The organism is Jiangella ureilytica, from assembly GCF_004348545.1.
GTDB classification, from domain to species: Bacteria; Actinomycetota; Actinomycetes; order Jiangellales; family Jiangellaceae; genus Jiangella; species Jiangella ureilytica.
The window spans coordinates 55,069-77,645 of sequence record NZ_SMKL01000028.1 but is presented as its reverse complement, the minus strand read 5'-3'; the positions used below and the strand labels follow the sequence as shown (position 1 = coordinate 77,645).

At 72.6% G+C, this 22,577-nt stretch carries 22 protein-coding genes; 10 read left to right on the top strand and 12 right to left on the bottom strand.

Annotated features, from left to right (window positions below):
* Window positions 1-131: 131 nt before the first annotated feature.
* The 3 genes from E1212_RS14370 to E1212_RS14360 all read right to left on the bottom strand — a co-directional run bounded on the left by E1212_RS14370 (window position 132) and on the right by E1212_RS14360 (window position 2,194).
* Entirely contained in the window at window positions 132-1,325 is a 1,194-nt protein-coding gene (locus E1212_RS14370; RefSeq protein WP_131983570.1) for an RNA polymerase sigma factor, read from the bottom strand.
* Complete coding sequence (locus tag E1212_RS14365; protein WP_131983568.1) at window positions 1,322-1,663, bottom strand: YciI family protein; 342 nt, start codon at window positions 1,661-1,663, stop codon at window positions 1,322-1,324. The genes E1212_RS14370 and E1212_RS14365 overlap by 4 nt, the downstream gene beginning before the upstream one ends.
* A gap of 63 nt (window positions 1,664-1,726) precedes the next feature.
* Window positions 1,727-2,194, bottom strand: a complete 468-nt coding sequence (locus tag E1212_RS14360) for a VOC family protein (protein WP_131983566.1) — start codon at window positions 2,192-2,194, stop codon at window positions 1,727-1,729.
* Window positions 2,195-2,312: 118 nt separating this feature from the next.
* Here E1212_RS14360 and E1212_RS14355 point away from each other — a divergent pair, with 118 nt between their 5' ends.
* A complete protein-coding gene (locus tag E1212_RS14355; protein ID WP_131983564.1) occupies window positions 2,313-3,653 on the top strand; it encodes a right-handed parallel beta-helix repeat-containing protein in 1,341 nt (446 codons plus the stop codon).
* Window positions 3,654-3,844: 191 nt separating this feature from the next.
* Window positions 3,845-4,279, top strand: coding sequence for a DUF7144 family membrane protein (locus E1212_RS14350; protein ID WP_131983562.1), 435 nt, complete (start codon window positions 3,845-3,847; stop codon window positions 4,277-4,279).
* Between the two features lie 63 nt (window positions 4,280-4,342).
* On the opposite strand, the gene E1212_RS14345 is transcribed toward E1212_RS14350, so the two are convergent.
* Window positions 4,343-5,779, bottom strand: coding sequence for an NAD(P)/FAD-dependent oxidoreductase (locus E1212_RS14345; RefSeq protein WP_131983560.1), 1,437 nt, complete (start codon window positions 5,777-5,779; stop codon window positions 4,343-4,345).
* A 159-nt stretch (window positions 5,780-5,938) separates the two neighbouring features.
* On the opposite strand from E1212_RS14345, the gene E1212_RS14340 reads away from it, so the two are divergent.
* A complete protein-coding gene (locus E1212_RS14340; protein ID WP_131983558.1) occupies window positions 5,939-6,484 on the top strand; it encodes a winged helix-turn-helix transcriptional regulator in 546 nt (181 codons plus the stop codon).
* 12 nt (window positions 6,485-6,496) lie between these two features.
* Here the strand turns inward: E1212_RS14340 and E1212_RS14335 are convergent, their stop codons facing one another.
* From E1212_RS14335 to E1212_RS14310, 6 genes are all read right to left on the bottom strand, one after another.
* A complete protein-coding gene (locus E1212_RS14335) occupies window positions 6,497-7,231 on the bottom strand; it encodes an SDR family NAD(P)-dependent oxidoreductase (RefSeq protein ID WP_131983557.1) in 735 nt (244 codons plus the stop codon).
* Between the two features lie 106 nt (window positions 7,232-7,337).
* Window positions 7,338-8,888, bottom strand: a complete 1,551-nt coding sequence (locus tag E1212_RS14330) for a multicopper oxidase family protein (protein ID WP_131983556.1) — start codon at window positions 8,886-8,888, stop codon at window positions 7,338-7,340.
* Between the two features lie 141 nt (window positions 8,889-9,029).
* Window positions 9,030-9,857, bottom strand: a complete 828-nt coding sequence (locus tag E1212_RS14325) for a family 1 encapsulin nanocompartment shell protein (protein WP_131983555.1) — start codon at window positions 9,855-9,857, stop codon at window positions 9,030-9,032.
* Entirely contained in the window at window positions 9,854-10,882 is a 1,029-nt protein-coding gene (locus E1212_RS14320) for a Dyp-type peroxidase (RefSeq protein WP_131983554.1), read from the bottom strand. The genes E1212_RS14325 and E1212_RS14320 overlap by 4 nt, the downstream gene beginning before the upstream one ends.
* Before the next feature lie 81 nt (window positions 10,883-10,963).
* On the bottom strand, window positions 10,964-12,313 hold the full coding sequence (locus E1212_RS14315) for a hypothetical protein (protein WP_131983553.1): 1,350 nt from the start codon (window positions 12,311-12,313) through the stop codon (window positions 10,964-10,966).
* Window positions 12,310-12,846: a SigE family RNA polymerase sigma factor gene (locus tag E1212_RS14310; protein ID WP_203416854.1), complete on the bottom strand. Its 537-nt coding sequence runs from the start codon at window positions 12,844-12,846 to the stop codon at window positions 12,310-12,312. The genes E1212_RS14315 and E1212_RS14310 overlap by 4 nt, the downstream gene beginning before the upstream one ends.
* Window positions 12,847-12,985: 139 nt before the next feature.
* On the opposite strand from E1212_RS14310, the gene E1212_RS14305 reads away from it, so the two are divergent.
* Genes E1212_RS14305 through E1212_RS14295 form a run of 3 tightly spaced genes read left to right on the top strand, consistent with a single transcriptional unit; the run spans window position 12,986 to window position 16,235 of the window.
* Entirely contained in the window at window positions 12,986-14,305 is a 1,320-nt protein-coding gene (locus tag E1212_RS14305; protein WP_162605469.1) for a PQQ-dependent sugar dehydrogenase, read from the top strand.
* Window positions 14,230-15,219, top strand: a complete 990-nt coding sequence (locus tag E1212_RS14300; RefSeq protein ID WP_275296170.1) for an IclR family transcriptional regulator — start codon at window positions 14,230-14,232, stop codon at window positions 15,217-15,219. The genes E1212_RS14305 and E1212_RS14300 overlap by 76 nt, the downstream gene beginning before the upstream one ends.
* On the top strand, window positions 15,216-16,235 hold the full coding sequence (locus E1212_RS14295) for a zinc-dependent alcohol dehydrogenase (RefSeq protein ID WP_131983551.1): 1,020 nt from the start codon (window positions 15,216-15,218) through the stop codon (window positions 16,233-16,235). Before E1212_RS14300 ends, E1212_RS14295 begins: the two co-directional genes overlap by 4 nt.
* Window positions 16,236-16,338: 103 nt before the next feature.
* On the opposite strand, the gene E1212_RS14290 is transcribed toward E1212_RS14295, so the two are convergent.
* A complete protein-coding gene (locus E1212_RS14290; protein ID WP_131983550.1) occupies window positions 16,339-17,484 on the bottom strand; it encodes an epoxide hydrolase family protein in 1,146 nt (381 codons plus the stop codon).
* A gap of 63 nt (window positions 17,485-17,547) precedes the next feature.
* Between E1212_RS14290 and E1212_RS14285 the strand changes: the two genes are divergently transcribed.
* The gene (locus E1212_RS14285; protein WP_131983548.1) at window positions 17,548-18,510 is read left to right on the top strand and encodes a helix-turn-helix transcriptional regulator; all 963 of its coding nucleotides are present in this window, start codon (window positions 17,548-17,550) and stop codon (window positions 18,508-18,510) included.
* Window positions 18,511-18,684: 174 nt separating this feature from the next.
* Window positions 18,685-19,575: a siderophore-interacting protein gene (locus tag E1212_RS14280; RefSeq protein WP_131983574.1), complete on the top strand. Its 891-nt coding sequence runs from the start codon at window positions 18,685-18,687 to the stop codon at window positions 19,573-19,575.
* A 99-nt stretch (window positions 19,576-19,674) separates the two neighbouring features.
* Here E1212_RS14280 and E1212_RS14275 read toward each other — a convergent pair whose 3' ends face one another.
* Window positions 19,675-20,658: an AraC family transcriptional regulator gene (locus E1212_RS14275; protein WP_131983546.1), complete on the bottom strand. Its 984-nt coding sequence runs from the start codon at window positions 20,656-20,658 to the stop codon at window positions 19,675-19,677.
* Window positions 20,659-20,779: 121 nt separating this feature from the next.
* On the opposite strand from E1212_RS14275, the gene E1212_RS14270 reads away from it, so the two are divergent.
* Entirely contained in the window at window positions 20,780-21,658 is an 879-nt protein-coding gene (locus E1212_RS14270; RefSeq protein ID WP_131983544.1) for an NmrA family NAD(P)-binding protein, read from the top strand.
* On the top strand, window positions 21,655-22,572 hold the full coding sequence (locus E1212_RS14265; protein WP_131983542.1) for an SDR family NAD(P)-dependent oxidoreductase: 918 nt from the start codon (window positions 21,655-21,657) through the stop codon (window positions 22,570-22,572). Before E1212_RS14270 ends, E1212_RS14265 begins: the two co-directional genes overlap by 4 nt.
* The last annotated feature ends 5 nt before the right edge of the window (window positions 22,573-22,577 follow it).

Here is a 22,577-nt window from a genome sequence, read left to right as displayed (position 1 = left end):
GCTCCACCCCGCTCGAGTTGATCATGGAGAAGTCGGGCTTCCCGCCGCCAAGAAGCCCGACTTCTCCATGATCAACTCGAGTCCGGCGGCCGGGGAGCGGTGAGTGCGTGGGGTGGGCCGGGGACCGGGAGTCAGCCCCAGCTGAGCCGCTCGTGCAGAATGGCCCGCTCGGCCGGGTTGGTGGTGAGCCGCAGCGCCCGCTCGTCCGCCGCCCGCGCCTGCGCCGGCCGGCCGAGGTCGCGCAGCAGCCCGGCTCGGGTGGCGTGGAGGAGATGGTAGTCGTCCAGGCGGTCGGCGAGGTCGTCCAGCTCGGCCAGCGCCGCCGCCGGGCCGTCGGTGTACCGCAGCGCCACCGCCCGGTGCAGGCGCGCCACCGGCGACGGCGCCACGGCCAGGAGCAGGTCGTAGAGCAGCACGATCTGCTCCCAATCGGTGTCCTCCCAGCGCGGCGCCTCGGCGTGACAGGCGACGATCGCGGCCTGCAACTGGTACGGGCCCGGTTGCCGCCGCCGGGCCGTGCGGGTCAGCAGCGCGACGGCGTCGGCGATGGCCGCGTGGTCCCAGCGCGACCGGTCCTGGTCGGCCAGCAGCACCAGGTCGCCGTCGGCGGAGAAGCGGCCGCCCGCGCGGGCCCGGTGCAGCCGGATCAGGGCGAGCAGGCCGGCGACCTCGGGCTCGTCCGGCAGCAGCTCGTGCAACAGCGCGGCGAGCCACTCGGCGTCGTCGACCAGCCGCTGCGAGGCGACCTCGCCGCCGGAGGACAGGTAGCCCTCGTTGAGCATGAGGTAGACGACCGTGAGCACCTCGCCGACCCGGCCATGGAGATCCGCCTCGACCGGCAGCCGGTACGGGATGCCCGCGTCGGCGATCTTGCGCTTCGCCCGGGTGATCCGCTGCGCCACCGTCGTCTCCGGCACCAGGAACGCCCGCCCGATCTGCGCCGTCGTCAGCCCGCACACCACCCGCAGGGTCAGCGCGACCTGCGCGGACCGGGGCAGCGCCGGGTGGCAGCAGGTGAAGATCAGCCGTAGCCGCTCGTCCGGCTCCGACGGGACCGGCCACTGCACGAGAGCCAGCTTCTCGCGATAGCGGGCCTCGCGGCGCAGCACGTCCAGGCCGCGGCGCCGGGCGACGGTGAACAACCAGGCGTCCGGCCGGTCGGGAATGCCGTCGGCCGGCCACCGCCGCAGCGCCTCGACGACGGCGTCCTGGACGAGGTCCTCGGCGGTGGGGAAGTCGCCGATCAGCCGGACCAGGGCGGCCGCGAGCCGGCCCGCGTGCTCACGCACCACGCGGGCCAGCTCAGCGTGGGGATCGGCCGTCATGACTCCAGCGGCCGGATCTCCACGACCGGGCAGCCCGGCCAGGTCTTCGCCATGCGCAGCGCCTCGTCGAGGTCGGCGACCTCGACCTCGAAGTAGCCGCTGACGACCTCCTTGCCCTCGACGAACGGGCCGTCGGTGACGACCGGCTCCGGCCCGTCGAGGCGGACGGTGGTGGCGGTGTGGGCGCCCTGCAGCTTGCTGCCGCCGCGGATGACGCCGCGGTGCTCGGCCACCCAGGCGTCGACCAGGGCGAACGCGCGGGCGCGGTCGTCGGGCGTCATGGCGTCGAGGTCGGCGGCGAACTGCTCGGTGTCGACGAACAACAGCACGTACTTCATCCGACTGGTTTCCTTTCCGTGGTGGGACTCGCCGCGGCGTGGGACCTCGCGGTCGGCCGCGGATCAGGCCTCCTGCATCGCGGTCAGGCGGCGGCCCATCTCGTCCGGCGCGACGTCCTCGACGTGCGTCGCGATGGTCCACCCGTGCCCGAACGGGTCGACGACGTAGCCGTCGCGGTCGCCGTAGAACTGGTCCTCGGGCGCCCGCTTCAGCGTCGCCCCCAGCTCGACGGCGCGGGCGACGACGGCGTCGACGTCCTCGACGTACACGAACAGGAACGACGGCGACCCCGGCAGACCTCCGGCGGGCGGCGGCTCGGTGCCCATCATCGGCGACGCGTCCTCGACGATGAGCACCGAGTCGCCGATCTCGATCTCGGCGTGCGCGACGGTGCCCCCGGGCCCGGGGAAGTGCATCCGCTCGGTCGCGCCGAACACCTCGGCGTAGAACTCCAGCGCCTTCGCCGCCCCGTCGACGACGAGGCAGGGGGTGACGCGGCGGTAGTGCGCGGGGATCGGCTGCACGCTCATAGGGTCCTCCTGGGTGTCACGGCCCGTGTGGCCTTTCTACCCAGGAGACGAACGGGGGGCGTCCCGATACGACAGAAACGGGCGCGGGCGGGGCGGCCGCCTGGTTACGGTGGCACCGATGAACCCGCGATCCTCCTTCCCGGCCCTGCTCGTTCTCGTGCTCGTCCTGGCCGGGTGCTCGGGCGACGACGGCGGCAGCGGCGGCTCGGGCGGGGGATCGGCGAGCCCGTCCACGGGGGCCGAGGCCGGGGCGGAGCTGGTCCGGGTGCCGGCCGACGCGGCCACCATCGCGGCCGCCGTCGACGCCGTCGCCCCCGGTGGGATGGTGCTGATCGACGCCGGCACGTACCCCGAGGCCGTCGTCGTCGACAAGGCCGACGTCACCATCCGCGGGGCCGACCGCAACGCCGTCGTCGTCGACGGGGAGGGCGAGCGGGCCATCGGGATCCTGGGCATCGCCGACGGCGTGCGGGTGCAGAACCTGACCGCGACCCGGTACACGCTGGCCGGGGTGCTGATCTCCGGCGTGCACGACGCGTCCGGCACCGTCCCCGGCGACGGCTACTCCAGCGCGGCGCCCGAGGAGGAGCTGCTGCAGCGCTACGAGGTGCGCAACGTCACCGCCACCAACAACGGCCTGTACGGCATCTACGCGTTCCACTCCCAGCACGGCGCGATCGTCGACAGCTACGCCTCGGGCGGCGCCGACTCCGGGTTCTACCTCGGCCAGTGCGTCGACTGCGACGCCGTGGTCACCGGCAACGTCGCCGAGCGCAACGCCGTCGGCTTCGAGAACGCCAACGCGTCGGGCGGCGTGCTGATCACCGGCAACCGGTTCGCCGGCAACCGGGTGGGGATGACGCTGACCTCGGACTACCAGGAGGCGTTCGTCCCGCAGCAGGACAACGTCGTCGTCGCCAACGTCGTCACCGACAACACCCAGGCCGACTCGCCTGCGCACGCCGAGGGCGGGTTCGGCGTCGGCATCGGGATCAGCGGCGGGCAGCAGAACGTCATCGAGCGCAATCTGATCGGCGGCAACACCACCGCGGGGGCGTTGATCGGGAGCGCCGAGGACGTGCCGTCGCTGGGCAACCGGTTCGTCGCCAACCAGTTCGGCCGGAACCGCCTCGACATCGCCGACATCTCCACCGACCGTGCGCCGTCGAACGGCACCTGCCTGGAGGACAACGGGTTCGCCTCGGTGCTGCCGGATGCGCTGGGGACGGCGATCTGCCCCACGGGGACGGCCGACATCTCCGGCGTGACCCTGACCGACGTCCCCGCCGCCCCGCCCGGCGTCCCCTTCCTCGACGTGACCCCGCCCGGCCCGCAACCGGGCCTCGACGGCGATCTCAGGGCCGTCCCGGAGCCGCTCCCGGACACGCCTGAGCGGCCGGACACCGACACTCTCCCCGTCCCCGACCCGAGCCTGCTGGCCGATCGATCGGCCCTGTGACGGGGGGAATGGTTGAGGGATCACTGCCGCCCTAGCGACACCGATCCCTCAACCATCTGGCTAGCGACAGCCGGCGGCGAGCAGACAATCACCCGCCGGGGGTGAGGCGGATCGTCGCCATGGGCGTGATCGTCGGGAGCAGCCGGCGCGAACCGCGTGCCGGCATCGACCGCCGCCGGGGCAGGTGCGAGATGACCGACCTCCACATTCCGAGTGAGACGCAGGACGACTACCACGAGCCGAGCGCGTGGGCCGTGGGCTGGACCGTCTTCGCCGCCGTCATGATGGTCATGATCGGCGTCTTCCATGCGATCGCCGGACTGGTCGCGATCTTCGACGACGACTTCTTCACGCAGGTCAGGGAGTACGTCTTCGACTTCGACGCAGACACCTGGGGCTGGATCCACCTCATCCTGGGCATCGTGCTGGTGATCGCGGGCGCCGCGCTGTTCACGGGATCCGTCGTGGCCCGGACGGTGGGCGTGATCCTCGCGGCGCTGAGCATGCTGGCGGCGTTCGCGTGGCTGCCGTACTACCCGATCTGGTCCGTCGTGATCATCGCGGTGGCCGTCGGCGTCGTCTGGGCGCTGACCGTGCATGGCCGGGACATCACCGCCGGCAGCTGAGCCGCGATGCTGCTGGTGTCCGGTGGCGCGCCGTCCTGCCATCGCCGCCTTCACCGCGGCGGGTCAGGAATCTCCAGCCTCCCGTGGCGCCGCGGCGACCGCCTCCTCCGTTCCGGATGAGGCCGGAGCCGGCGCGGGTGCCGGCGCTTCCGGAGCCGGTGCGTCCGGCGCGGTCCGCCGCTGGCGGGCGCCGAGCGTGGCGGCGACGAACGCGGCCCGGGGGTGCTGCACCGAGAGCAGCGAGGCGATGTCGCGCCCGTAGAACAGCGCCGCGACCCAGACCAGGAACACCCGGACCTTCCGCTCCCACGTCGGGACCGCCAGCACGTGGTAGCCGCGGTGCATCAGCCAGGCGAGCACGCCCTTGATGACGATCCGGCGGTACTGGAAGATCCCCTTGCCCAGGCCGAGCGTGGCGACCGTGCCGAGGCTGTGGTGCACGTACGGCTTCACCTTGCGCCCGCGCAGGTCGGCGACGATGTTGGCAGCCAGCCGCTTGCCCTGCCGGACGGCGTTCTGGGCGTTCGGGACGGTGTAGGCACCCGGCACGTCCGACGCGAGGTCCGGGACGGCGGCGTTGTCGCCGGCCGCCCACGCGTCCGGCACCGGGGCGTCGTCGGTCCCGACGCGCAGGTCGGCGCGGACCTGGAACAGCCCGTCCGGGTGCACCGGCAGGTCCGTGTGCCGCGCGACGACCGGGTTGCTCTGGTTGCCGGCGGTCCAGACGAGCAGGTGGTTGTCGTACTCGGTGCCGTCGGAGAGCACGATGTGGTCGTCCGCCGCCGAGACCAGCTTGGTGCCGAGGTGGACGTGCCCGCCGCGCTTCTCGAGGTGCTCGACCACCCACTGGCCGGGCTTGTCGGTGACCTCCGGGAGGATGCGGTCGCGGACCTCGATCAGGTGGAAGCCGAGGTCGTCGAAGCTCAGCTCCGGATAGAACTTGAGCAGCGCCGTCGCCAGCGACAGCAGCTCGCCGAAGCCCTCGACTCCGGTGAAGCCGCCGCCGACGAACGTCACCGTCAGCAGCTTCCGCCGCTCCGGACCGGGCGGCAGCGTGGCCGCGCGCTCGAACGCCGTCAGCAGCCGGTCGCGGATGGCCACGGCCTCCTCGACGTGCTTGAGCCCGATGGCCTCGTCGGCGACGCCCGGGATCGGGAACGTCCGGGTCACCGCGCCCGCCGTCAGCACGACGGTGTCGTAGTGCAGCTCGCGCTCGGCACCCTCGGCCGGACGCAGCGTCGCGGTCCTGTGCGCGTGGTCGATGTTCACGACGGTGCCGGCGATCAGCCGGGTGCGGCGCAGGTTGCGCCGCAGCGGCACCGCGACGTGCCGCGCCTCGACGGAGCCGGCGGTCACCTCGGGCAGGAACGGCTGGTACGTCATGTACGGCCGCGGGTCGACGAGCGTCACCTCCGCCTCGTCCCGGCGGAGCTTCTTCTCCAGCCGCCACGCGGTGTAGAAACCGGCGTAGCCGCCGCCGACGATCAGGATTCTGCGCATCGCTTGCCTCCTCGTGTTTCCTACCCAGACGACGGCAGAGGGGGTCCCGTACGTGACAACTATCGACCCGATGTGACCGGCGGAACAGTCCTGACGTGACGTCGGCCGAAACGGCGGCGGTGGTAAAGTGCAATCACTTCGCCGTCGTGGAGGATGTGCATGCGTGAGCCCACCCGGTCGGGGTGTCCCATCAACCTGGCCGTCGAGGCGTTCGGCGACCGGTGGACGCTGCTCGTGCTGCGCGACATCATGTTCGGCACCCGCCTGCACTTCCGCGAGATCCTGGCCGGCTCCGAGGAGGGCATCGCCTCGAACATCCTGGCCGACCGGCTCAAGCGGCTGGTCGAGTCCGGGCTGCTCACCCGCGACGACGCCGGCCGCGGACAGCGGGCGGCCTACCGGCTCACCGAGGCGGCCATCGACCTGGTCCCCGTCTTCGCCGAGCTGGGGGCGTGGGGCGTGAAGCATCGGGCGACGACGCCCCGGCTGCGGATCCGGGCCGAGCTGCTCGCCGCCGGCGGCCGGCCCTTGTGGGAGGAGTTCATGGACGAGCTCCGCTCGATCCACTTGGGGGCGCCGCGCCGCGACCCCTCGGCCCCGTCGGTGCTGGAACGGATGGGCGCGGCGGTCGCCGAGAACGAGGCGGCGGGCGAGTCCGCGCGAACCGTCGAGGCGGCCGGCGAGTCCGCGCGAACCGCAGGCTGACGCCGTCGTCGATCAGTAGACCGCGCGCCCGCCGGTGAGGTCGAAGGTGAAGCCGGTGCTGAAGCTGCAGTCCGTGGAGACGATCCACGCGATCATGCGGGCGGCCTCGTCGAGCGTGCCCAGGCGCCCCATCGGGATCTTCTCCGTCATGTACCGGACCTGGTGCTCCGGCATCGCCTCGACCATGGGGGTCTGGATGACCGCGGGCGCGAGCGCGTTGACGGTGACGCCGCTGGTCGCGTACTCCTTGCCCATCGACTTCACCAGACCGATCAGCCCCGCCTTCGTCGCGGAGTAGGCGGCCATGCCGGCGTTGCCCTCCTTGCCCGCGATGGAGGCGACGTGCAGGACCCTCCCGTAGCCGCGCTCGACCATGCCCGGGACGACCGCCTGCGACAACAGCAGCGCGCCCCGCAGGTTCACCCGGTACACCAGGTCGAAGTCGTCGACGTCGACCTCGTGGGTGGGGCGGCCGGTTCGGCCCGTGGTGCCGGCGCAGTTCACGAGCGCGTGCAGGTCGGCGCCGGCGGAGTCGAAGGCGGTGCGGACGGATTCCTGGCTGGTCACGTCGACGTGGACGGCGGTGGCGTCGTGGGGGAGCGCGGCGGCGACCGTCTTGGCGCCGTCGTGGTCGAGGTCGAGGCAGACCACCCTGGCCCCGCGGCCCGCCAGCTCGACGGCGGCCGCCCGGCCGATCCCGCTGGCCGCTCCCACGACGGCGACGGTCTGGCTCGCGAACTCCACCATGACGCTCCTTCGAATCGTTTCAAAATGCACTTCCTGGCACCGTAACGGCCGCCTTCGACGGCGGTCAATGCACGGACCGCCGCGGGCGTGGCCCGCAGCGGCGGCGTCAGGCGTCGACGGTGAAGCCGAACATCATGCCGCTCTCCATGTGCTCGGCGATGTGGCAGTGCGCCATCCACCGGCCCGGATTCGTCACGTCGAACAGGATGTCGACCGTCTGGCCGGTGCGGAGGAGGACGGTGTCCTTCCAGACCAGGTTGGGCTCGGTGACGCCGTCGCGGGCGAGGACGAGGAACCGGCCGGCGCCGTGCAGGTGGAACGGGTGGTGCATCGGGTGGTCCGACTCCAGCCCGTTGACCAGCCGGATCTTGACCCGGTCGCCGACGGTGAACCGCCAGTCCGGCGCCCCGCCCGTCGCCGGGTCGATGAAGCTCCAGCGCATGGTGGCCGGCGTGGAGATGCGGTTCATCTCCGCCATTTCGTCCTCCCACTCGATGCCGCCGGCCGTGGCATCGCCGTGGCTCATGCCGTGGTGGCCGTGGTCGTGGTGCATGTCGCCGTGGTCCATGTCGCCGTGGTCCATGTCGTGGTCCATGCGCATCTCGGCGACCATCGAGAGGACCTCGTGCGGCTCGGCCGCGAGCCAGGCGTCGAGGCCGGCGCGCTCGGCGGGCAGGTCCGGTGCGCCGCCCAGGGTCTCGAACCCCGCCGCCGCCGGGCCGGGCCGCTCCGCCGGGACCGCAGCCGACACCGTCACCGTCGCCAACCGATGGGTGCCGACGGGGGTGCGGTGTTCCAGTGCGTACTCGCCCGGCTCGGGGAACAGCACGTCGACGACGGCCCGCTCGGACGGCGCGATCAGGACCTCGTCGACGAACTCGTCGTGCTCGAGGCGGCCCGAGTCGCCGCCGACCAGCTTGAGCCGCGCGCCGGGGATGCGCACGTTGAACACCCTGGTGTTGGCGGTGTCGACCAGCCAGAATCGCATGACCTCGCCGGCGGCCGCGGTGAGCGACGACGGCGCCTGCTCGCCGTTGGTGAGGAAGACGTTGCCGAACCGGCCCATCGCGGCGTGGGTGGTCTCGGTGGGGCTGAACGGGGCGATGCGGCCGTCCTCGATCAGCAGGTCGTCGAGTGTCAGGACGACGTCGCGGTCGGCGCCCGGCCAGTAGTCGGCGTCGGCGGGGCGCACGAGGATGGTGCCGTAGAGGCCGAGCTCCTGCGTGTAGTCCTCGCGGATGTGCGGGTGGTACCAGTACAGGCCGGGGTCGGGGAAGCGCAGCCGGTACCGGTGGCTCCCGCCGACGGCGATGGGCGCCTGCGTGTCGTGCGGGACGCCGTCGCTGCTGTTGTCGAGGCGCAGGCCGTGCCAGTGCACCGTCGTCTCGAGGTCGCCCCGGTTGGTGACGTCGACGACCAGCTCGGTGCCCTGCCGCACGACAAGTGTCGGGCCGGGGACGGAGCCGTCGTAGGCGAGCATCCGCACCGTCGTGTCGCCGAGCCGCTTCGCGACGGGGCCGACCGCGAGGGCGATGACGTCGCCGTCGCCGGGCTCGATCACCGCGGGCCGGGTCGCCTCGGGCAGCCCGGCCGGATCGATCGGGAACGACGCCGCGGCGGGGTCGCGCCCGTGGTGGTGCTGGTGGGAGTGGTCCATGGACCGACCTTGGCCCACGCCGCTCCGGATGCCGAGTGCCGAGACCCGCCAGGTCCGAAATCCTGGGACTTCGGGCTCCGATCCTGGGCCGGCCCGATCACCAAGGTTCGACCACAGCGCGCTGTGATGGATCCTCGATGATCACGGAAGCGGCGGGGCGGCCGGGGCGGCGGCGGACAGTGCGACGCCGGCTTCGCCGGTCTGGACGAGGAAGGTGAAGGCCTCTTCGAAGTAGAGCTGGACGGTGTCGGCGTCGTGGGAGAGGTAGCCGATGGAGAGGTCCTGCGCCAGGTGCAGCTCGTAGTCGCCGCCGCGGGCGGAGACCAGCAGGGCTCCCTCGATGGCCGGCGCCCAGATGATCTCGCCGTCGTGCAGGACTCGGGCGACGTGCTCGCGGATGGGGTAGCCGTGGTCGGTGGTCTCTTCGACCGCGGTGTAGAGGTCGGCCGACAGCAGCAGGCTGTACGGGCCGCCCACGCCGGCCAGCCGCAGGGTGGTGAGCGCCTGGGCGACGGCGTCGGGCACGTCGCGGACGTCGGCGGGCAGGGTGATCGACGCGTTGGTGGTGCCTGCCAGGAGCCCGTTCATGCCGGCCGCCGCGAACCCGGCCACGACGGCGCGGTCCTCGACGAGGGCGATCTGCTGGGCGGCGTCCTTGACCGGCTGCCAGTCGGCGTCCTTGGCGCCGCGCTCGACGTCGTCGACGGCCTGGCGGTCGACGGTGAAGGGGACGCGGAACTCGACGATCGGCTGCACCTCGCGGCTGCGCGCCAGGACACCGTCGCCGGGACCGTCGAGCCGGCGGAGGTGACCGGTGCCGACACCGTGCACGACGTCGTCGCCGGGTCCGATGACGTCGACCACCCGGCGGCAGGCGACGTACTGGACGAACGTGCGGCGGGCCTCGGACTCGATGTCGGCCCAGGCCGCCGCCGAGATGGGCGCGAGCTCGCGATGCAGGTTGTTCATGAGGCGTTGCTCCTCTTGAGACTGCCGATGGTCAGACTGCCGACGTTCGAACTGCCGATGGTCGGACTGCCGGTGCTCCGACCGTCGCCCGTAGGCGGCGGATCCGCGAGCGCTTCCAGGAAGTCCGCGGAAGGGGCGAAGAACAGGGTGCCGGTGACCGCGACGGAGAAGTCGAGGATCCGGTCGTGGTTGCCGGGCGGATCGCCCACGAACATGTGCTCGAGCATCAGCTCGGTGACGGCGGGATCGGCGGCGTAGCCGATGAAGTAGGTGCCGAACTCGCCCGACCCCGGCCGCCCGAACGGCATGTTGTCGCGCAGGATCTCGAGCTCCTCGCCGTCGTCGGCGGCGATCGACGTGAGCGCGACGTGCGAGTTCGCCGGCTGCTCGGCCTCGGACAGCTCGACGTCGGAGAGCTTGCGCCGGCCGATGACCCGCTCCTGCTCCTCGGTCGGCAGCGCGTTCCAGGCGTCCATGTCGTGCACGTACTTCTGCACGATGACGTAGCTGCCGCCGTCGAACCCGGGCTCGTGAGTCAGGACGGCGGCGGCCGCGGCCGCGCCGGTCGGGTTCTCCGTCCCGTCGACGAACCCCAGCAGGTCGCGCTGCTCGAAGTAGCGGAACCCGTGCACCTCGTCGACGACGGTGACAGCCCCGGCCAGGCGGGCGGTCACGAGTGACGCGAGCTCGAAGCAGAGGTCCATGCGCCGGGCCCGGATGTGCAGCAGCAGGTCACCGGGGGTCGCGACGGCGGTGTGCGTGGCTCCGCCGATCTCGCGGAACGGGTGCAGCCCCGACGGCAGCGGGCCGCCGACGAGTCGCGGCCAGACCTCGGCGCCGACGCCCGCCACGCAGGTGAGGTCGCCGTCGGCCGCGCGGAAGCCGACCGCCCGTGTGAGGCCGGCGAGGTCGGCCAGCAGGTCGCGGACCGTGTCCTCGCCGCCGTGGTCGACGGTGGCGACGAGGAAGATCGCGGCCTCCGTCAACGACCCCAGCACGGCCTGCGGACTCGCGGGATCGCTCACTGCCGCATTATCGCTCGCCGGGTCCGCCGCGCGCAGGAAGGGCGCCCGGCTCCGTGTCGGAACCGGGCGCACGCACGTGGTTCACCAGCGCTGGAGCCCCAGGCGGTAGGCGTCGCCGAACTGGTCGACCCGAACCACCGGGGTGGTCAGTTCGCAGGCACCGGAGAAGTCGCACCGGACCAGTGCTGCCTGCCGCTCGTCCCCGTCGATGAGCCGGACGTTGATGAGCAGGTGCTCGTCGTCCTCGAAGTTGTAGCCGTTGATGAACCTGCCTTCGTAGGTGTGGACGACCTCACCGGTGCGGGCGTCGACCACGACGGTCATGATGTCGCCCTCGCCGTCGCGGTAGTTGTCCGTTCCGACGATGAGGCGGCCGTCCGGGCTGAAGTGGTCGAACGAGTATTCGCAGGTCTCCCACAGCGGCTCGGCCGAGTCGGCCTCGTACACCGCCGAGCAGGTCCCGTCGTCCCGGATCTCGGTGTAACCGACGACCAGGTTCGCGGGCTGCGACACGGCCGATACCACCACGAGGTCCCAGGGCGGCGTGATCGGCGGCGTCGGCTCGCCGGGCGCGAAACTGTCGATCCGGCTGCCCAGCTTCGAGTAGTCGGTGCCCTCGACGTTCGACACCAGTTGATAGCCGTCGAGGAAGCCGACCGGTTCGAGGCGCTGGTCGCCCGGTACGTCGCGAGCGCTGGGCCCGGTGCCGCCGCCGTCAGCCTGCCCTGCCCATATGGTGTTGGTGCTGGGCCTGAACTCCGCCATCAGGAAGCCGTCATAGGAGAGCACTGGACCGTTGCCCGGGTGACTGCCCGCCAAGGTGCCGGTGCCATCGACCCTCGCGATGTCGGGTACTCCGTCCTGGGACGAACCGGGCATCCAGCCCATCGCCCCGTCGTAGATGGCGAACGGTTCGTACATGTCTTCCGGGATCGTCACCTCCCGGCCGTCCGCCGTGTGAAAGGTCGTCCCGTCGACCCAGCTGATCGACGGGGGTGCTCCCTCGGACATACCGTCGAGCACCAGCTCGGTCGTCCCGCCGACGGCGGGGGTCTCGGGTTCGTTCGTCTCGGTCTCGTCCGGCGGCGACGGGTCCGCGGGCGGAGACGACGGGGGTGTGGTCGGCGGCGGGATCGTCGGGTCGGGCGTCGACGGTGGCGGGGTCGTCGGGTCGGGCGACGGGGACTCCGAGGTCGTCGGCGACTCGGCCGGCGGCGCGGTCTGCGGCACCGACCGCAGCGACAGCGCCGTCGGCACCGCGATGGCCAGCGCGACCGCCGTCACGGCGCTCACCGCCACGGCACGGCGCCGCCGCACCACGCGGGCGCGACGCCGGGCCAGGTCGGCCATCCCCGAGGTGCCGAGGACGTCGCCGGAGCGGCGGCGGAGCTCCGCTGCCAGCGTGTTCTCGAGATCGTCGAACTCGTTCATCGGTCGGTCCCCCTTCGCTCCTGGAGCCGGTTTCGCAGGGTCGCGAGCGCCCTGCTGGTCTGCGACTTCACGGTGCCCACCGAGCAGCCGAGCGTGACGGCGACGTCCTGCTCGCTCATGTCCTCGTAGAAGCGGAGGACGACCGCGGCGCGCTGCCGCGGCGGCAGCGCCTGCACCACCGTCCACAGCGCGTCGCGCTCGGCGAGCGCTTGGCCGAAGTCGGCGATGACGGGCCGTTCCGGGACGGCGTCGGTGGTCGTCTCGAGCCGCCGCCACGCCCGTCGCCACCAGCTGGAGTGCTCGTTGATCATGATGCGCTTCGCGTACGCGTCGATCGAGTCGGCGCGTTCCACGCGGTTCCATGCCAGGTAGAGCTTGGCCAGGGCGGACTGCACGAGGTCCTCGGCCGCGTGCTGGTCGCCCGTGAGCAGGTACGCCAGGCGCAGGAGTGCTGCCTGCCGCACCTCGACGTACTGCTCGAATGCACTGTCACGATCCATCGCGACCAGTGTCGCGTCTGCTTCGATGTCCATCCCACCCCCTCGGCTCATCCCTGAAGACGCGAGCCACGGGCGCGGAGTTGCATGCCGTCAACGCAATCCATTCGATCTCTGCCGCCGTATTACGGCCCGGTACTGGCCTGGCAACAACTCATCGTCAGTGAGGAGTGTCATGTCCGCGACATCCGTTCCCCTCTCCCGCAAGCTCCGGGTCGCCCTCGTCCTGCCCCTCGTGCTCATCGCGTCGGTCGCGACGACGGGAGCCACGGCCCAGTCCGGCCGCGACCGCGCCCTGCCCGTCGACGAGCTCACGGTCGGCAGCGAGCTCGTGGCGACGACGGGGCTCCGGCTCACCGCGATCGCGACGCCGGACGACCGCAGCGGCCGCATGTTCGTGGTCGACAAGGGCGGCCGGGTCCTCGTCTTCCACCCCGACACCGGGACGCTCGATCCGCAGCCGCTGCTGGACCTCACGAGCCGTGTGAGCACCGCCGGCAACGAGCGCGGCCTGCTGGGCGTGGCGCCGTCGCCGAACTTCGCGAAGACCAAGACGCTGTTCGTCAGCTACACCGCGCTCGGCACGGGCGTCGAGAACGGCGCGCTCACCGTCTCGCGGTTCGAGCTGGACAGCGCCGGCCAGGCGACCATCGACCCGGCCACCGAGCAGCGGGTGCTGCGCCAGCAGCACAACCTCAACGGCAACCACAACGGCGGCGACCTGATGTTCGGCCCCGACGGCTACCTCTACTGGTCCACCGGCGACGGCGGCAGCGCCGACGACCCGCTGTACGGCGCGCAGAACCTCAGCAACCTGCTCGGCAAGATCGTGCGCATCGACGCCATGCGCGAGTGCGACGGGCGGCCCTACTGCATCCCGAAGGACAACCCGTTCGCCCGCAGCGCGATCGGCCGGCCGGAGATCTGGGCGTACGGCCTGCGCAACCCGTGGCGGTTCTCCATCGACGAGCAGAGCGAGTCGATCTGGATCGGCGACGTCGGCCAGAACCGGTGGGAGGAGATCAACCACGTCTCCGTCGACGACGACGACCAGCCGCGCGACGGCTGGAACTTCGGCTGGTCCTGCCGCGAGGGCGACGACATCCACCGCGTCCCCGCGTCGGCCGGCGAGGCGCCCGACCCGTTCATCGACATCCGCTGCAACCCGCGCGCCGACTACGAGGACCCGGTCTACGCGTACGGGCTGGCCGACAACGACCGCTGCGCGATCATGGGCGGCGTCGTCTACCGCGGTGAGGAGTTCGAGGACCTCGCCGACGGCACCTACGTGGCAGCCGACTACTGCACCGGCCAGGCGTTCGCGGTCCAGGAGCGCCGCGGGCGGCACTCGGTCAACGACGCCGTCGGCTCGCTGCCGCCGCGGGTCACGTCGTTCGGTCTCGACGCCGAGGGCGAGGTCTGGTTCGTCACCGACAACGTGGCGGGCGGCACCGGCCAGATCCACCGGCTCACCTTCGCCGAGACCGCTCCGTAGCGGGCACCAGCGGGGGCCGGGGGACGACGGCGGCCGGGCCCGGGCCGCCGTCGTCCCACGCTCGTGCCTCGTCCTTCCGATTATCGACACCACGGTCTAATGTCTGGAACATGGAGATGGCGGGCGGGGCAGCCGCCCCGGATCAGGCGGACGACCGCCTGGTCGGCTCGGACCGCGTGCTGGCGGTGCTCAAGGAGCTGGCCGGACATCCCGACGGCGTCACGCTCGACGAGCTGACCCGCGCGATCGGCAGCCCCAAGCCGACGGTGCACCGGGCGCTGCGCTCGCTGCGCAGGGCCGGCCTGGCCGCCCAGGACGCCCGCGGCCACTACCTGCTGGGCGACGAGTTCCTGCGCATGGCCTTCGCCCACCACGAGGCCCGCCCCGAGCACGTGCGCATCCGGCCGGTGCTCGAGGCGCTGGCCGGGCGGTTCGGCGAGACCGCCCACTACGCGGTGCTCGACGGCCGCGAGGTCGTGTACCGCGCGAAGGTCGACCCGCCCACGGGCGCGGCCCGGCTGACGTCGACCATCGGCGGGCGCAACCCGGCCCACGCCACCGGGGTCGGGAAGCTGCTGCTCGCCCACCAGCTGACCACGCGCGACGCCGTCGACGCCTGGGTCGGCGACACCCCGTTGGAGCGCCGCACCGCTCACACCGTCGTCACGGCCGCGGCGCTGCACCGTTCGCTGGAGCTGATCCGCGAGCGGGGCTATGCGCTGGACGAGGAGGAGAACGAGGCGGGCGTCGGCTGCCTGGCGCTGGCGGTCTACGCGCTGTCGCCGTCGGTGCCGTCGGGCGCGCTGAGCGTCAGCGCGCTGACCTACCGCACCCCGCTGTCCACGCTGGTCGCCGCCGTCGACGAGGTCCGCGCGGTGCTGGGTCCGCTGGGCGAGGCCGGGTCCCGCACATGAGCACCATGCGCGCCGTCGTGCTGACCGGTCCGGGGGAGTGCGTCGTCCAGGAGGTCCCGCGGCCGGTCGCGGCGCCCGGCGAGGCCGTCGTCGACGTCGAGCGGGCCGGCGTGTGCGGCACCGACGCGGAGCTGTTCAACGGCCACATGGCCTACCTGCACACCGGCCACACCACATACCCGTTGCGGCCCGGCCACGAGTGGTGCGGCGTCGTCTCGGCGGTCGGCGACGGCGTCGAGCCGGGCTGGGTGGGAATGCGGGTCATGGGCGACACGATGATCGGCGACGGCGTGTGCCGGCGGTGCCGCCGCGGCACGCAGCACCTGTGCGAGCGGCGCAGCGAGGTCGGCATCCGCGGCGGCCGGCCCGGGGCGCTGGCCGAGCAGATCGCGGTGCCGGTGTCGTCGCTGCACGCCTTGCCCGACTCCGTCGACGACGTGCTGGGCGCGCTGGTCGAGCCGGGCGGGAACGCACTCCGCGCGGCCCGGGCGGCCGGCGTGGGCGACGGCGACCGGCTGCTGGTGTTCGGGCCCGGCACCATCGGGCTGCTGGTGGCGATGTTCGCCCGCGCCGCCGGCGCCGAGGTGCACCTCATGGGCCGCACCGAGGAGTCGCTGGCCTTCGCCCGCGACCTCGGCTTCGCGCACGTCTGGCCCGACGGCGCCGTCCCCGACCTGCCCTTCGACGCCGTCGTCGACGCCGCCACCGCCGCGCAGCTGCCCGCGTACGCCGCCGACGTGGTCGAGCCCGGCGGCCGGATCGTCTACATCGGCCTGTCCGCCACGCCGAGCATGGTCGACACCCGGACGCTGGTGTTCAAGGACGTGACGGCGGTCGGCATCCTGTCCGCCTCGCCGGGCCTGGCCGCCACCATCGACGCCTACGCCTCCGGCGCCGTCGACCCGCGGCCCCTGGTGGGCGTCACCGTCGCCCTCGACCAGGTCGGCGCCGTCCTGGCCGGCTCGCACCCTTCGGGACCCGCCCCCAAGGTGCACGTCGACCCGCGGCTGCTCTAGGGCGAGTTCCGGAAGTGGTCAGCGCCGTGTGATCCAGTCCTGGACGCGCCGGACCGGCCGGGCCTCGAGTGGGTCTTCGTGGCCCGCCGGCCCTGACGCGGGGTCAGGGAATGCCGCGGACGAAGGTGCGGATGTCGTCCGCGAGCAGGTGCGGCTCCTCCATGGCGGGGAAGTGACCGCCTTCGGTGAACTCGCTCCAGTGGCCGGCCGCCTTCCACGGGTCCATCGCGCGGCGCATGAGCGGATGGGTGTCGAACACGGCCCAGCCGGACGGCACACCGGGGGCCACCATGACCAGGTCGAGTCCGGAGTGCTCGGACTCGTAGTAGAACTGCGCGCTCGACGCGCCGCTGCGGGTGAACCAGTACAGGCTGACGTTCGTGAGGAGCTGGTCGCGGTCGACCGTCTCGTCCGGCGTCCGGTAGGCGCCACCGGTTCTGGTCTTGAACTTCTCGGCGATCCACGCGAGCTGACCGACCGGCGAGTCGGTGAGCGCCGCGCCGATCGTGTCGGGACGGTGGTCCTGCATCTCGAGATACCCGCGTTCGCCCGCATTCTCGGTACGCACCGCGTCGATCTGGGCGATCTCGTCGTCGGACAGGCCGTCGGGGTAGGGGAACTTGTCGCCGAGCAGGCCGAGCAACGGGCGGTCGCAGCCGAGGTGCGTGCCGATGACGCGCTCCGGGTGGGCCGCCGCGAGGCGGCCGGTGGTGCCCGCACCGACGTCGGTGCCGTGGGCCGCGAACCTCTCGTAGCCGAGACGCGTCATGATCTCGGCATAGGCCTCCGTCGTCCGCGCCAGCTCCCAGCCGGTCCCTGACAGCGGGGTGGAGAACCCGAAGCCGGGCAGCGACGGGATGATCAGGTGGAACTCGCCGGTCAGCAGCGGGACGAGTCGCTGGTAGTCGACGAACGAGCCCGGCCAGCCGTGGTTCAGGATCAGCGGGATGGCATCCGGGTTCGCCGATCGCGCGTGGACGACGTGGAACGTCTGGCCGTCGACGACCGTCGTGAACTGTTCGTACTCGTTGAGCTTCGCCTCCTGCGCACGCCAGTCGAATCCGTCGCGCCAGTACTCGGCGAGCTCCTTCAGGTACACCAGCGGGATGCCGCGGCTGAAGTCGGTGCGATCGTCTCGGCCCGGCACGGGGATCGGCCAGCGCGTGTGCGCCAGCCGGTTGCGCAGGTCGTCGATGTCGGCCTGCGGGATGTCGATGCGGAAGGGTGTGAGTGCGTTGTTCTCGGTCATGACGTCCACGTTTCCAGGTAATGCGGCAGGTTGGCTTCCGCAATTGCTGAGATGATCGGGAACATGTTGGAGACCTCGGCCCGCCTGCTCGAACTGCTGTCGTTGCTCCAGCTCAAGCGCGACTGGACGAGCTCCGAGCTCGCCGGCCGGCTCGATGTGAGCACGAGGACTGTGCGCGCCGACATCGGCAAGCTGCGGTCGCTCGGGTATCCCGTGGATGCGCGCCCCGGCGTTGCGGGCGGGTACCGGTTGGCCGCCGGGACGGCGATGCCCCCGCTGCTGCTCGACGACGACGAGGCCGTCGCCGTCGCGGTCGGACTGGGTGCGGTCGCGACCCAGAGGCTCGGAGTCGAAGAGACATCGCTCACCGCGCTCGCGAAGCTGGAGCAGGTGCTGCCCTCGCGGCTGCGTCGGCGCGTGGAGGCGGTGCGCGAGGCGACGAGCGTCGTTCCAGGAGCTGACCCGCCACTGGATCTCTCGGTGCTCGGCACGGTCGCCGCCGCGATCCGCGGCCACGAACGGCTGCGGTTCGGGTACACGAAGCCCGGTGGCAGCGAAGAGGCGCGCCACGCCGAACCGCAGCGGCTGGTGACCTGGGGGCCGCTCTGGTATCTGCTCGCGTGGGATCTCGACCGTGCCGACTGGCGGGTCTTCCGTGTCGACCGCATGGTTCCGCACGCACCGACGGGTGCGCGGTTCCGGCCGCGCGTGATCCCGGAGGACGGTGTCGTCGAGTACGTCGTCGGACGCGTCAGCAAGGGGGCCTGGACGTACCGTGCCCGGATACTCGTGCACGCCCCTGCCGCCGAGGTCGCCGCGAAGATCCTCATCCCGGTCGATGTCGAGGTGGTCGACGAGTCCACCTGCCGGGTCGAGCTGGGGTCCGACGACCCGGACCGGCTCGCGCTGTGGATGGCGCAGCTCGACGTCGACATCGAGGTGATCGAGGGAGACGGGCTCGCGGCGGCGTTCGATCGCCTCGCGACGAGGTTCCGTCGCGCGGCGGGGGGCGCATCCACGACGTGACGCTCGGCCGTCGGTCATTCGACGAAGACGGTCGCCAGGTCGATCATGGCGATCTGCGCGTCACGGTGAACAGCCCAGCGAGCTCGCTGCGGTCATCGGACCGAACAGGTTAGGCTTTCCTTACCCTGCCGTCGCTTGCGAGGAGCGTGGATGTCCATCGGTGCCGACCTGCCCATGCGGTTCTTCCGCGCCGAGGTCATCGACGCGCGGCCCGTGTGCGCCGACATGATGCGCGTGGTCTTCGGCGGTCCCGGCCTGGCCGAGTTCGCCTCGACCGGCGTGGGCGACGAGTACCTGCGGGTCTTCTTCCCGCCCGAGGGCGGTGCCGAGCCGGTGCTGCCGGTCATCCACGGCAACGGCCGCTGGACCTACCCCGACGGCGCCGAGCCGTCGCCCATGCGCACCTACACCGTCCGCGACCACCGCCCCGAGCGCGGCGAGGTGGTCATCGACTTCGTGGTGCACGACGGCGGCGTCGCGGCGGCCTGGGCGCAGCGGGCCGCGCCGGGCGACGTCGTCACCCTCAACACCCCGACCGGCATGTACGACCCGCCGGCCGGCCTGGCCTGGCAGCTGCTGCTGGCCGACTCCGCCGCGCTGCCGGCTGCCACCCGCATCGTGGAGAACTGCCCGGCCGGCGTGCGCACCCGGGCGGTCTTCGAGGTGGCCTCGCCGGACCATCAGGTGGCGCTGCCCGCGCGCGACGGCGTCGACGTCGCCTGGATGCACGGCGGCAACGGCCACGGCCCCAGCCGGCTCGCCGACGTCCTGCGCGCCGCCGACCTCCCGGCCGGGCTGCCCGACGGCGCCGGCTACGTGTGGGTGGCTGGCGAGACCGCCGTCCTGCGCGACGCTCGCCGCTACCTCCGGCATGAGCTGAAGCTGCCGCCGTCGGCCTACAAGGTGGTCGGCTACTGGACCGACAACGGCGAGGAGTACAACCGCCGGCTCGCCGAGCTGGACGAGAAGACGCAGGCCTGGCTGCTCGAGCCCTGGGACTCCGACGCCGACGAGGAGGAGCAGGAGGACGAGTACATCGCCCGCCTGGAGAAGCTGGGCCTCTAGTCCTCGGCAGCGGCCTCGCAGGCCGAGCCCCTGGCACGCTGAAGCGTTCCACACACGGGGCATACGGGGCGCACGAGGTTGCTCTCAGCGCGCCAAGGGTCAGACGGGACTGCCGGCCAGCGTCAGGTGGCCGGGCCCGCCGGAGCCGAGCCGGTGGTGGCGCGGGGTGGTGCCGCGCACCCGCTTGAACGCGACGCTGAGGGCGAACGCGTTGGCGTAGCCGACCCGCCGCGCGATGGTCTCGACGGTGGCGTCGGTCTGGCGCAGCAGGTCGGCGGCCATGGTGAGCCGCCACCCCGTCACGTAGGTCATGGGCGGCACGCCGACCAGCGACGAGAAGCGGCGGGCGAAGGCGGCCCGGGAGGCGCCGGCGCGCTCGGCCAGCTCGGCGAGCGTCCACGGGTGCGCGGGGTCGTCGTGGATCAGGCGCAGGGTCGGGCCGACGACGGGGTCGCTGAGGGCGCGGTACCAGCCCGGCGCCTGCGCCTCGGGGCGGGCGAACCAGGCTCGCAGGGTCGCGATGAGCGCGAGGTCGAGCAGCCGGTCGAGCACCACCTGCTGGCCGGGGTCGTCGCGGTCGAGCTCGGCGCCGAGCAGCGCCAGGACGGGCGCGACGTCGGGGTCGCGGGGGACGTGCACGATGCCGGGCAGTGCGCTGAGCAGGCGCGCCCCGATGTCGCCGCCGACCTGGTAGGTGCCGCTGGCGACGACGGTGGCGCCTTCGGGTTCGGCCTGGTCGGGCCCGGCCTGGCCGATGAGATCGAGGGCCTCGGCCGTCGACACGTCGACGCCGTCCATGGTGCGCAGCGCATTGCCGGCCAGGACCTGCAGCATCGGCGGGGTCGAGGGATCGTCGCCGACGGTGTACGGCTGCGGCCCGCGGATGACGGCGACCTCGCCGGCCCGGATGAGCACGGGCTCGCCGTCGTCGGGAACCACCCATGCCTGCCCGCGCAGCACCGTCGCCAGGGCGAGGGCGGCGCCGTCGATGATGCGCAGCGCCCACGGCGGCTCGAGCACCGCCCGGCAGAAGTCCGCCGAGCGCGCCCGGACGCCGTCGAGCACGTCGGCGAGAGCATCCATGACCCGCAGCCTAGACGATCAGACATGCAATCGACCAGAGCAGATATGGATCGTCTCGCTTGCCGCCGCTCTACTGGGAGCAACGGGTCCAGCACCGGATCCCCACTGGAAGGAGAGGCCCATGTACGCCATCACCGGGATCACCGGCCACGTCGGCGGCGCCGCCGCCCGCGCCCTGCTCGCCGCCGGTGAGCAGGTCCGGGCCGTCGTCCGCGATCCGGCCCAGGGCGAGTCATGGCGGCGCGCGGGCGCCGCGGAGGTGGCCGTCGCCGACCTCACCGACCCGGCCGCGCTGGCCACGGCGCTGGCCGGCTGCCGCGGCGCGTTCGTCCTGCTGCCGACCATCGCCACCGGCACCGACGCCGACCACCGGCGGCTGGCCGACACGATCGCCGCGGGCGTCGCCGGCAGCGGCGTCCTGCACGTGGTCGCGCTGTCGTCGTACGGCGCCGACCTGCCCGACGGGACCGGGCCGGTCCGCTGGCTGCACCACCTCGAGAACGGCCTGCGCGGCACCGGCGCGGTGGTGACGGCGATCCGCTCGCCGCACTTCCAGGAGAAGGCCGGTGACGTGCTCCCCGCCGTGCTCGCCGAGGGCGTCTATCCGGTGTTCGGCGAATCCGCCGACGTCCCGGTCCCGATGGCCGCGACCCGCGACGTCGGCGCGGCGGTCGCGGCGTCCCTGGCGGACCCGCCGCTCGCCTCCGAGGTCGTCGACCTCGACGCGCCCCAGTACACCGAGCGGCAGGTGGCCGAGGCGCTGGCCGGGTTGCTGGGCCGGCACGTCGAGGTGGCCGTCCTGCCGCGGCCGGCCTGGACCGACGCGCTGCTCGGCGCCGGCCTGCCGCCGGAGCTGGCGGCCGAGCTGGTCGCGCTCTACGACGCCACCGGCCGTGGCCTGCTGGTGCCGCGCGGCGACCGGGCCCACCGCTGCACCACGCCGATCGAGACGACGCTGCGCGACCTGGTCGCCGCGCCGCTCCCGGCCGGCCGGCCATGAGTCCCGCCCGGACCGTGCTGATCACCGGCGGCACCGGCAGCCTCGGCACGGCGACCGTCCGCGCCCTGGGCCGCCGCGCGAGCGGCTGGCACGCCGTCGTCACGGGCCGCGACCGGGCCCGGACGGCGGCGCGGGCCGCGGCGCTCGCGGACCGGTCCGGGCTGCCGGTGACGCCGCTGGTGCTGAACCTGGAGTCGCTGGACGCGGTCCGGGCCTTCGCCCGCGAGTGGCCCGGACGCGAGCTGCCGCCGTTGCACGCGGTGGTCTGCAACGCCGGAACCATGGTGGTCACCGGGACACGGCGCACCGCCGACGGGCACGAGGTGACGTTCGCGGTCAACCACCTGGCGCACTTCCTGCTGGTGGAGCTGCTGCGGCCGCACCTCGTGGCGCCCGCGCGCATCGTCATGGTCGCCAGCGACACGCACGACCCGGCGCGGCGGCACGGCTTCCCGCCGCCGCGCCTGGCCAGTGTGTCCGCTCTCGCCGCGGCGCCCGGTGACGGGGACGGGACCGATCCGCGTGAGGAGGGCCGTCGCCGCTACACGACGTCGAAGCTGTGCGCCGTGCTGCTCGCCTATGAGCTGGACCGGCGACTGGACGACCCGGGCACGACGGTGAACGCGTTCGACCCGGGACTCATGCCCGGCACCGGGCTGGCCCGCGACTACCACCCGGTGTTCCGGTTCGCCTGGCGCTACCTCATGCCGGCGGCGACCGTGCTGCCGCGCAACGTCCACACCACGCGCACGTCCGGCGCGGCGCTCGCCCGCCTGATCGACGACCCCGCGCTCGACGGCGTGAGCGGACGGTACTTCCGCGGCCGGCACGAGGCCCGTTCGTCGGAGCAGTCCTACGACCGGGTCGCGGCGGCCGAGCTCTGGCACGGCAGCGTCGCGCTCACCGCCCCATAGAGGTT

Excerpts from the sequence above, each read along its gene's own strand:
- E1212_RS14285 (WP_131983548.1), top strand. The coding sequence starts at position 17,548 with ATGTTGGAGACCTCGGCCCGCCTGCTCGAACTGCTGTCGTTGCTCCAG.
- E1212_RS14335 (WP_131983557.1), bottom strand. The coding sequence starts at position 7,231 with ATGGTGGAGTTCGCGAGCCAGACCGTCGCCGTCGTGGGAGCGGCCAGC.
- E1212_RS14370 (WP_131983570.1), bottom strand. The coding sequence starts at position 1,325 with ATGACGGCCGATCCCCACGCTGAGCTGGCCCGCGTGGTGCGTGAGCAC.
- E1212_RS14310 (WP_203416854.1), bottom strand. The coding sequence starts at position 12,846 with ATGGACATCGAAGCAGACGCGACACTGGTCGCGATGGATCGTGACAGT.
- E1212_RS14325 (WP_131983555.1), bottom strand. The coding sequence starts at position 9,857 with ATGAACAACCTGCATCGCGAGCTCGCGCCCATCTCGGCGGCGGCCTGG.
- E1212_RS14315 (WP_131983553.1), bottom strand. The coding sequence starts at position 12,313 with ATGAACGAGTTCGACGATCTCGAGAACACGCTGGCAGCGGAGCTCCGC.
- E1212_RS14290 (WP_131983550.1), bottom strand. The coding sequence starts at position 17,484 with ATGACCGAGAACAACGCACTCACACCCTTCCGCATCGACATCCCGCAG.
- E1212_RS14275 (WP_131983546.1), bottom strand. The coding sequence starts at position 20,658 with ATGGATGCTCTCGCCGACGTGCTCGACGGCGTCCGGGCGCGCTCGGCG.
- E1212_RS14355 (WP_131983564.1), top strand. The coding sequence starts at position 2,313 with ATGAACCCGCGATCCTCCTTCCCGGCCCTGCTCGTTCTCGTGCTCGTC.
- E1212_RS14305 (WP_162605469.1), top strand. The coding sequence starts at position 12,986 with ATGTCCGCGACATCCGTTCCCCTCTCCCGCAAGCTCCGGGTCGCCCTC.
- E1212_RS14350 (WP_131983562.1), top strand. The coding sequence starts at position 3,845 with ATGACCGACCTCCACATTCCGAGTGAGACGCAGGACGACTACCACGAG.
- E1212_RS14345 (WP_131983560.1), bottom strand. The coding sequence starts at position 5,779 with ATGCGCAGAATCCTGATCGTCGGCGGCGGCTACGCCGGTTTCTACACC.
- E1212_RS14270 (WP_131983544.1), top strand. The coding sequence starts at position 20,780 with ATGTACGCCATCACCGGGATCACCGGCCACGTCGGCGGCGCCGCCGCC.
- E1212_RS14330 (WP_131983556.1), bottom strand. The coding sequence starts at position 8,888 with ATGGACCACTCCCACCAGCACCACCACGGGCGCGACCCCGCCGCGGCG.
- E1212_RS14280 (WP_131983574.1), top strand. The coding sequence starts at position 18,685 with ATGCGGTTCTTCCGCGCCGAGGTCATCGACGCGCGGCCCGTGTGCGCC.
- E1212_RS14340 (WP_131983558.1), top strand. The coding sequence starts at position 5,939 with ATGCGTGAGCCCACCCGGTCGGGGTGTCCCATCAACCTGGCCGTCGAG.
- E1212_RS14295 (WP_131983551.1), top strand. The coding sequence starts at position 15,216 with ATGAGCACCATGCGCGCCGTCGTGCTGACCGGTCCGGGGGAGTGCGTC.
- E1212_RS14265 (WP_131983542.1), top strand. The coding sequence starts at position 21,655 with ATGAGTCCCGCCCGGACCGTGCTGATCACCGGCGGCACCGGCAGCCTC.
- E1212_RS14360 (WP_131983566.1), bottom strand. The coding sequence starts at position 2,194 with ATGAGCGTGCAGCCGATCCCCGCGCACTACCGCCGCGTCACCCCCTGC.
- E1212_RS14365 (WP_131983568.1), bottom strand. The coding sequence starts at position 1,663 with ATGAAGTACGTGCTGTTGTTCGTCGACACCGAGCAGTTCGCCGCCGAC.